The sequence below is a fragment of the Blautia sp. DFI.1.216 genome, assembly GCF_020594215.1.
Taxonomy (GTDB): Bacteria; Bacillota; Clostridia; order Lachnospirales; family Lachnospiraceae; genus Blautia_A; species Blautia_A wexlerae.
Window position 1 is genome coordinate 1 of sequence record NZ_JAJDML010000204.1, and the last position, 323, is coordinate 323.

The window sequence follows — 323 nt, forward strand, 5'->3', positions numbered from 1 at the left end:
ATTGATTGGAAATAAAATAATGTGCTTTCAGATTTGTCTTTAACCATATGTCAGCAACTCTATCGATATCTCCGTTCAGCAACTTTCTAATCATAACAAATATTCTCCACAACTACATCCTTTATGCTTTTCTCTTTTATCCATTCTATCACAAGCTCACCATTAATCATCAATTTTTTGATATTTTTTTTCTCCTATTGCAAAACAGCATCTGAGCGTTTCGTTATATAGAGTGGTACAAATACAGAGCAAAAGTGAATTACTCGGTAACTGAGTTACCAGAGCATCTGAATTAAGGCGGGATACCGCCTTTTTTCAGGGTG

1 pseudogene is annotated in these 323 nt (G+C 34.7%); it reads right to left on the minus strand.

Annotated elements, in window-relative coordinates:
• Positions 1-94 (minus strand): annotated as a pseudogene (locus LJE11_RS20640) (GNAT family N-acetyltransferase); the annotation flags it as partial.
• Between the last annotated feature and the right edge of the window lie 229 nt (positions 95-323).